Below are 7,571 nucleotides of genomic sequence, written 5' to 3'. Positions count from 1 at the left end.
GACGCGCCCGCCGGCGTCTCGCTGGGCAACGAGCGTGTTACGCTGGCGAATGTCGTCGGAACGCTGAACACGTTGGACGTCGATACCGATGATGCTCATACTTATACGATTGTCGATCAAGTGGGTAATACGTTTGCCATTCAAGGCTCGCAGATAGTCGTCAACGATCGCACGGGATTGATACTAGGCGAGACACGCCTGCTCGAGATTGACGTAACGGATCTTGCCGGGGCAACATTGCGGCAGACATTCGCACTAACGATCGTGGAGGTACCAACCCTGGTGGGCGTTACCAGTACGCAAGTGACCCCCAGCAGCATTCGCTTTCAGTTCAACACCGCCATGGATTTGTCGGTGCTCAATATCTATGACGGCGTAGACACTGCCCTCGATGCTTCCGATCTAACGATCGTCGGGACAACGACTGGGCCGGTAAGTGGCTCGATGATATGGGATGCAACCTCGAACACCTTGACCTTTATCAAGACCGGCACACCGCTAGCGTCCGATAGTTACACCGCGACGTTATTCAGTCGCGCCGATGGATTCAAGAGCCTTTCAGGTGAACTGCTGGATGGCGATAACGATGGAACTGCGGGTGGAGATTTTGTAACTACTTTTGGTGTGACTGCCTCAACAGCCCGCGTGGTCTCGATACCAGACTTCTCACGTGGCGCGACCAGTACCGAAGGACAAGTTGTCAATGTACCGCTGGACAATGGCGATCCAGGTATTCCAGTAATGATCAGTGATGGAGCAGATGTCCTGGCGATTGATTTTGATGTCGTTTTCAATCCCAATATGTTGAACCTGCCGAGTACATTCTTCAATGTGTTGCCCGGTGGATGGATAACGACGACCAGTGTCCAGTCTCCCGGCCGGATTCGCTTGTCGCTATCGGGAACGACAACGTTGCCAGCTGGACCGCAGACGATCGCCAGGTTGTTAGCATCGGTACCGATCAACACACCGTATGGTGCCTCGGACCTGGTGCGTGTGGAGAACTTGAGTGTTTACACGCTCAGTGGAGGCAATGTACCGGTGCCGTCGCTGGCCGATGATGGATTGCACAAAGCCATCTTCGTGGGCGATACCAACGCCGATGGTTTATACACGGCTCAAGATGCTGGTTGGATTGCAGGCGTAGTAGTTGGAGCCTTTAACGGCTTTGATGCATTCAGTTGGACAGATCCTGTTATCGTGGCCAATGTCAATCAGAATGGTGGTCTCGACGGACTCGATTCATCCTGGCTGGCTCGCAAGGGACTCTCGCCTGCATCGCAACCTGAGATACCGAACTTGCCAGCCGGTTCCTTCGAGCTGCAAGCAGGTACAGATCCGACGATTGCGGTCGACTCAAACGTTCTCGGTCAACGTGGTCAGACGGTAAACGTACCTGTGCGCATCACCGATAGTGCATTGGGTCTGTGGGGCGTGGACCTGACGATCGATTACGACACGAATCTGCTCGATCTATTGTCGGGATTCAATCAGGGCGACATTCAGTTGGCAGGTCTGTTCCAGTCGGAATCCGGTTGGACGATTGATACGTTTACCGATGATGCGACTGGCAAGACGAAGCTGTCTATGTATCGGGCCACGGCGTCACAAAGCACGCAAGGCCAGATTGCTGACGTTGCCTTTACCGTGAAATCGAACGCGCCCGCTGGTTCTACGCCACTCGCGGCCAGCGGCTATCCGATTGTTACTCCGTTCTCATTTAGTTTCGCCAGCGGCTCGATCCAGATTCAACAGGCGGCACCCACGGTAACCATATTGCCGATAACGCCCTCGCCGCGCACCACGCCTGTTACCAGTGTGACGTTGGTCTTTAACCAACCAGTTTTCGGCTTCACGGTCGACGACTTGAGCTTGACACGTAATGGCAATGCAAGTTCCTTGGCTGGGGCATCGTTGGCTAGTTCCGATGGCGGAATCACTTGGATTCTGTCGCTGCCCAGCGAACTGACCTATATCGCCGGCAGTTACGAGTTGACGCTGCAGGGATCTGGAGTGACCAATATCGATAATGTCTCGTTGGGATCAAATGTTTCCGTGCAATGGACACGCGTAGCCTTTGTTCCCAGTGGCGGTCTGCGAATTCCGTATGCCAACAGTGCCTTTGATACGGACGCCAATGCAGTAGGCGTGGGAGATGATCTGGCTACGGATGTCGATAAAGTACCCTTGCTTCCAGGTGGTACCGCCACTACGTCGAACTATACTAACTACTCGCGAGGAATTAACTCGATTGTTGTCGACGTGGATGGATTGCCTGCCACGGTCAATGCGAGCGATTTTGAATTCCGAGTAGGAAACAACAATATGCCGGCCAGTTGGGCCACGGCGGTCGCGCCTTCTGCCATCGTTATCCGTACGGGAGCGGGAGTTGGAGGGGCGAGCCGAGTGACAATTACCTGGCCCGATAATGCGATTCAAAGGACTTGGTTGCAAGTTACGGTCAAGGCCAACCTGCAAACTGGACTTTCATCACCCATTGTCTTCTACTGGGGTAATGCCATTGGTGAGACACGTACGCTCAATGCAGCTGGTAACCAGGCAATCGTTGACCTGGTGGATGTGAGCGGTGCACGAAATAATCCACGAACCGGACTCAATCCCGCACCAATCGGTTTTATTTACGACTTTAACCGCGATCGCCGCGTCGATATTGATGACATCTCCATAGCTCGTAACAACCAGACGACTGGACTGAATGCCCTGCGCATGATCACCGTGCCAGTCAACAGCTTGCGTGGTGAACGCACACTGGCAACTAGCGAACTGGAACGCATCGAGAAGATTCGGCTTTCGCAAGCAGTCGACATGGCTTTGTTCGAACTGACAACCAATGACGACTCGAAGAAAAAAGACGCCAACAACGTGATTAGCTTTAGAGTTTTGAGGTAATGATGAATCTGCAACGGGCAAGTTGTTCAACAATCGCAGGGCTAGTACTAGCGCTGTGGGTCTTGGCGCCGCTTCGAGCTGATTTCATTATTGCGGTGGGTAATGAAGTGCTCCTGCCCAATACGACCAATCAAATAGTATCGATCTTTGGAACTTTTGTTAGCACTCCTGGCAACTCCGATCCCAACATTGGTGGCCTGCAATTGAATGTCCGCTTGAACGATGGTACTGGGATAGTCGGAATCTCCGTCGTTTTTCAAGGTGCACCTAACGAGAACAGCCAATCGGGTATTGAGTTCTTGGGTGGCACAGTTTGGGATGGTCCTGATGCGGTGGACATCGTTGGTTCCGCCCCAGTGGACTTGGACCTCAGTACGATCAACGGTCCCTCGGACGTCTTCCCGCAGTATGGCTCTATGGGCATTGGCTTTGTGTCCAACACCAGTTTCCGTACTTTGACCGCAGCGCCTCAACTGATCGCCAAGCTGGTGATTGATACGACGGGTTATAGTGGCCCGGTGGACATTATCTTGGACGACATCATTTTGGGTGAGTCCTTCTTTATGAGTCAGGATGATGTACCCTTCACCGGCATCACCACCTTTGTCAATCGCATCTCGTCTGTTCCCGAACCTACCAGCACAGTGCTACTACTCACCGCTGCTGGCTGTTGGATCGGCGCTCGACGTCGACACCGGGTTTACTTTACGGGAGGGCGAAGGTCCTCCTGAGCCCAACACCCCATAGAACAACGGACAAAGTTCCGGGGAAATGTGGTCCGGGAGGGCGAAGGTCCTCCTGAGCCAAACACCGTTGCGAAGTGCGGACATAGTTCCTGGGGAAGGTGGTGACGGCAGCATCAGCTTGATAGGCGATGATGCCAGCGGATGAGCCCCCGAGTCGTCCACAGTGCAGTTACTTGGGGCGCTCATTCTACAAAGCCGCGCTGGCCATACGGAGTGTTGGCAAGACCCAAAAAAGCGAGGCGATTGAAAAGTAAGTACACTGCAAATGCGGGGACAGCCGCCACGAGGAGTACTCCGCCACCACGCAACGCCGCAGCCAAGTTTGTCGATATGTCAAACAGAAGCAGCGCTGAAATTGAAAGAAATAGCATGAGCCTTCGTAAAACATGAGGCTGGCCATTTGCACGTATCATTAACGCCCGAGTGGCATGTTCCTTCCTAACAAGGATGACTACTGCCATGGCTATCATTCCGAGCACTTCAATTGTACACATGGTTACGATGAGAGCGACTGATGCCTTAGCTCCCGGTGCATCTAGGGTTCGCGTGATCAATCCAAGAAACGCGAAGAGCGCTGCCGGGATCGCTGCGATGCTGATTGGTATGTAAATTTCACCAACTCTTGAAGTCATTCGATCGCTCCCATGGCCATCGCGCGGTCTAGACCTGACCCCACTATTCCGTAGAGCGGCTGTCCTCAGCCGCTCCGCACCCTCTAACCAGATTCTCCACCGACCGAGTGTTCGGGAGGGCGAAGGTCCTCCTGAGCCAAACATCCCATAGAACAACGGACAAAGTTCCGGGGAAATGTGGTCCGGGAGGGCGAAGGTCCTCCTGAGTCCAACACCGTTGCGAAGTACGGACATAGTTCCTGGGGAATGTGGTGATGGCAGCATCAGCTTAATAGGCGATGATGCCAGCGGATTAGCCCCCCGAGTCTATGTCCGTTCCTTTTGGGTTGTGAATCTTGCGACAATTGGGGGCAGATCCGGGGCAGATCCTATCCTGGGATTGTAATTGAGTTGCCCGATGGGACGATCTTCCGCCGCCGTCCTGGTTCAAAAAAGTGGTGGCCCAACGCTGGACGTAACGATGCCCGATGGCACAATCATCAAGGTTTACCATAAATAATGACTGCTATCATCAACGATGTGTTGGAAGAATTAGAGAAAGATCTGATGAGTCACAGGCTTCTCGTGTTTGGAATTGGTGGCATGCCGCTGCCCGCGCAGTCGTAAGTGCTTTATGAACGTGAATTCGGCCATACATGAAATACTGTGGTGTGAGCGCAACTTGCGGTACACTCTTTTGGGCAACATCCCCTTTGTCATCAAAATGTTTGTTCGCGGTAGGACAATGCCTCCTGTAAGCGTATTAACTTTCTCTGAGTTTCCGGTATTACTCGTAGATAGGCCATACATGATGGCGAGTCTCACACGATGTTGGTATATACCTGAGGCATGCTTGAAGGAGTTGCCTACAGAACTGCCTAGCCAGGAAGAGTTCGTGGCTCTCTATCGTGATTTCCCACCTGGGAAATGTGAGTATTCGCCACCATTTTTTCAGTGGTTGTGGCACTCTGCACTGTCACCCAAGACGGGTCAAGCAGTGCTGGTCCTGGGGCTTTGCGGTCGAGCATGTGCGGGAGAACTGAAACGACAGTGTCCTCAAGTTCGAATGCTAGATGTGTACTCGGATCTCATTAGAGTCGATCTTGACTATTAGAAACTCCTTCTCAACGCTTCAAAGCATTGGGGGTCTAAACATGATTGACATCCAGCTTTCCCATTCGGGGCGGCCAATCACTGAGCGTGATCTTCAAGAACTTGAAACGTATGTGGGCGGTTCGATCTGTCCCCAATATAAGCGGTTCCTGCTGAAGCATAACGGCGGTGCGTGTCGGCCAGTGGTTCGCTCTGCCTTGCTCGCCTATCCGATCATGTTGTTTCTCCGTCTAGAGCCCGAGAATAGTGGTGGGCTATTCAACACGTTTTTGGACTTCATGGAGTATCGAGAGGGCCCGAAATTGCTGCCAGTAGCCATGACGTCAGGCGAAGAATTCGTATGTATCGAAGTAGGTGTGACTGAATCCAGAGTCATTGTCGGTGCCAATAATCAGCCTGATCGCGTATGCGCACCAAGCTGGACGTTGTTCGAGCAAAGCCTATTTCAACTTGAAGAAAAGCCCCTGCCATTAGAGGCGATCGCAGAGCAGCCTTGGGAAAGCGTACAACGCTACATTCAGTCGGGTGGGGAACTCGTGCCTGCCGAAGGTTTGTCACTATTGAGTCAGTGTATTCGCGTAAACAACCTTGATGTCTTCAAACAACTTGTTCACGTCGAAAGCTCATGGGGCGATCTTGATGATGCAGTAGAAGTCGCCGTACTTAACAATCGGATTGAGTTCTTGAAAGTGCTTATCGAGATGGGCGGCGACGTCGCTTTGGCACTTGATCTTGCAGTAGGACCGGACCGAACAGCAATGCGTGAATTTCTGGCTAGCTCGCCTGACTGATTGCAAATAGTCGTCCATGCGATTAATCGATTGCGCGTGTCAAGTTTGCCCGTGCAGTTAGCAGCCTTGTTTCTGGTCCAATGCCAGCGACGTTTTGGATACAGCATGTCAGAGTGCAGCCTGTGACGGGTTGGCTCGTTGGCCAATGAGCCATCTCAGAGTGCTTTGAAACTTCGGTTTCATTAGCTCAGGTCAACTGCAGCCCGAATATCAACCGCTTCGTTTTGAGCACTGGCTATGCTGCGCATTGCCAGTGCCACCCAAAATCCTAAACACAATGCGATTGCTCGCCCCCAATTTTTCAAAGCTGACGTGTGTTAATCTGTCGAGCCGTACTAAGAACTAACGGAAGCATCGGCTTGGCAGGTGTTTCACCTACCATGTAGGATAGCTCTCTGCCAACGTGCAGGAACGGCCTCCCATGCAGCCATGTAGGTTGCTTCTAGCGGTACATCAACATACATGCCCGGGTATAAAAACACGGGCATGTCCGGGATAGCTTGACCAACAGACAATGGTTCCAGATAAGTACGTACCCGTTCATCACATTCATATGGAAAAACGCTTAGAGGCGTTTCTGCAGGGAGTTCCAAGGGATCATCCTGCACCTCATCGAATATTGCCGCATGCAAGCCGTGTGGATCTCGAGAGCTCACGGGAAACGGATCGACAATCAGCAGGTGGATTTTCTGCTGCAACAGTTCGCGCGCCTTGTTGACGAATGAACGTAGTCCGTGCGCCGAGTTCTTTTTGCCAGGCGAGACAATTTCGATCATCGCGACAATGCGGTCACCACTGACGTGATGAATGACGACCGACTTCTTCTTTCTCAGATAGAACTCCGACTCGGATTCCTGATAGAGCTTTGTGATCGGCCTGGTGCGAGTTGCTAAACAACCAGTAGTTGCAGATTCGTCATCCTCGCTCTTCAAGGTCAGAATATCAGGCCCGAAGCCAGCCGCCTGTTGCTCTGGTAGCGAGTAATAGTCTTCCGGGAGCAATTTCATTAGCGCTCGATGAATCTCCGTAATCCACACTGAATGGAATGCATGGTAAATTCCAGCCTCCACCGTTGTCCAATCGTGCATTGGCATAAGCTCGTCTCCGTCGTTCCATTGTACCGCGCGCAACTAACGGGGGCAGGTCGCATTTCCGTCCGAGCACACCTCTAAATTAGACCTGACCCCATTATTCCGTAGAGCGGCTGTCCTCAGCCGCTTAGCACCCTCTAACCAGATTCTCCACCGACCGAGTGTTCGGGAGGGCGAAGGTCCTCCTGAGCCAAACACCGTTGCGAAGTGCGGACATAGTTCCTGGGGAAGGTGGTGATGGCAGCATCAGCTTGGTAGTCCAAACGTGCGGTATTCGAGACCTGACCCCATTTTTCGTACAGATTCTAA

4 protein-coding genes are annotated in these 7,571 nt (G+C 52.5%); 2 read left to right on the top strand and 2 right to left on the bottom strand.

The annotated features are described in order from the left end of the window. Positions 1 to 2,909 precede the first annotated feature (2,909 nt). A complete protein-coding gene (locus SH573x_RS29185; protein ID WP_479351626.1) occupies positions 2,910 to 3,641 on the top strand; it encodes a PEP-CTERM sorting domain-containing protein in 732 nt (243 codons plus the stop codon). Between the two features lie 197 nt (positions 3,642 to 3,838). On the opposite strand, the gene SH573x_RS29180 is transcribed toward SH573x_RS29185, so the two are convergent. Beyond that, complete coding sequence (locus SH573x_RS29180; RefSeq protein WP_479351624.1) at positions 3,839 to 4,288, bottom strand: hypothetical protein; 450 nt, start codon at positions 4,286 to 4,288, stop codon at positions 3,839 to 3,841. A 1,133-nt stretch (positions 4,289 to 5,421) separates the two neighbouring features. Here SH573x_RS29180 and SH573x_RS29175 point away from each other — a divergent pair. Next, the gene (locus SH573x_RS29175; RefSeq protein WP_479351622.1) at positions 5,422 to 6,171 is read left to right on the top strand and encodes an SMI1/KNR4 family protein; all 750 of its coding nucleotides are present in this window, start codon (positions 5,422 to 5,424) and stop codon (positions 6,169 to 6,171) included. A 371-nt stretch (positions 6,172 to 6,542) separates the two neighbouring features. Here the strand turns inward: SH573x_RS29175 and SH573x_RS29170 are convergent, their stop codons facing one another. Then, a complete protein-coding gene (locus SH573x_RS29170; protein ID WP_479351620.1) occupies positions 6,543 to 7,265 on the bottom strand; it encodes a DUF4058 family protein in 723 nt (240 codons plus the stop codon). Positions 7,266 to 7,571: the final 306 nt, after the last annotated feature.

The organism is Rania fehmarnensis (assembly GCF_056494185.1).
This window is presented reverse-complemented; position numbering and strand designations above follow the sequence as displayed.

Excerpts from the sequence above, each read along its gene's own strand:
- SH573x_RS29180 (WP_479351624.1), bottom strand. The coding sequence starts at position 4,288 with ATGACTTCAAGAGTTGGTGAAATTTACATACCAATCAGCATCGCAGCG.
- SH573x_RS29175 (WP_479351622.1), top strand. The coding sequence starts at position 5,422 with ATGATTGACATCCAGCTTTCCCATTCGGGGCGGCCAATCACTGAGCGT.
- SH573x_RS29185 (WP_479351626.1), top strand. The coding sequence starts at position 2,910 with ATGATGAATCTGCAACGGGCAAGTTGTTCAACAATCGCAGGGCTAGTA.
- SH573x_RS29170 (WP_479351620.1), bottom strand. The coding sequence starts at position 7,265 with ATGCCAATGCACGATTGGACAACGGTGGAGGCTGGAATTTACCATGCA.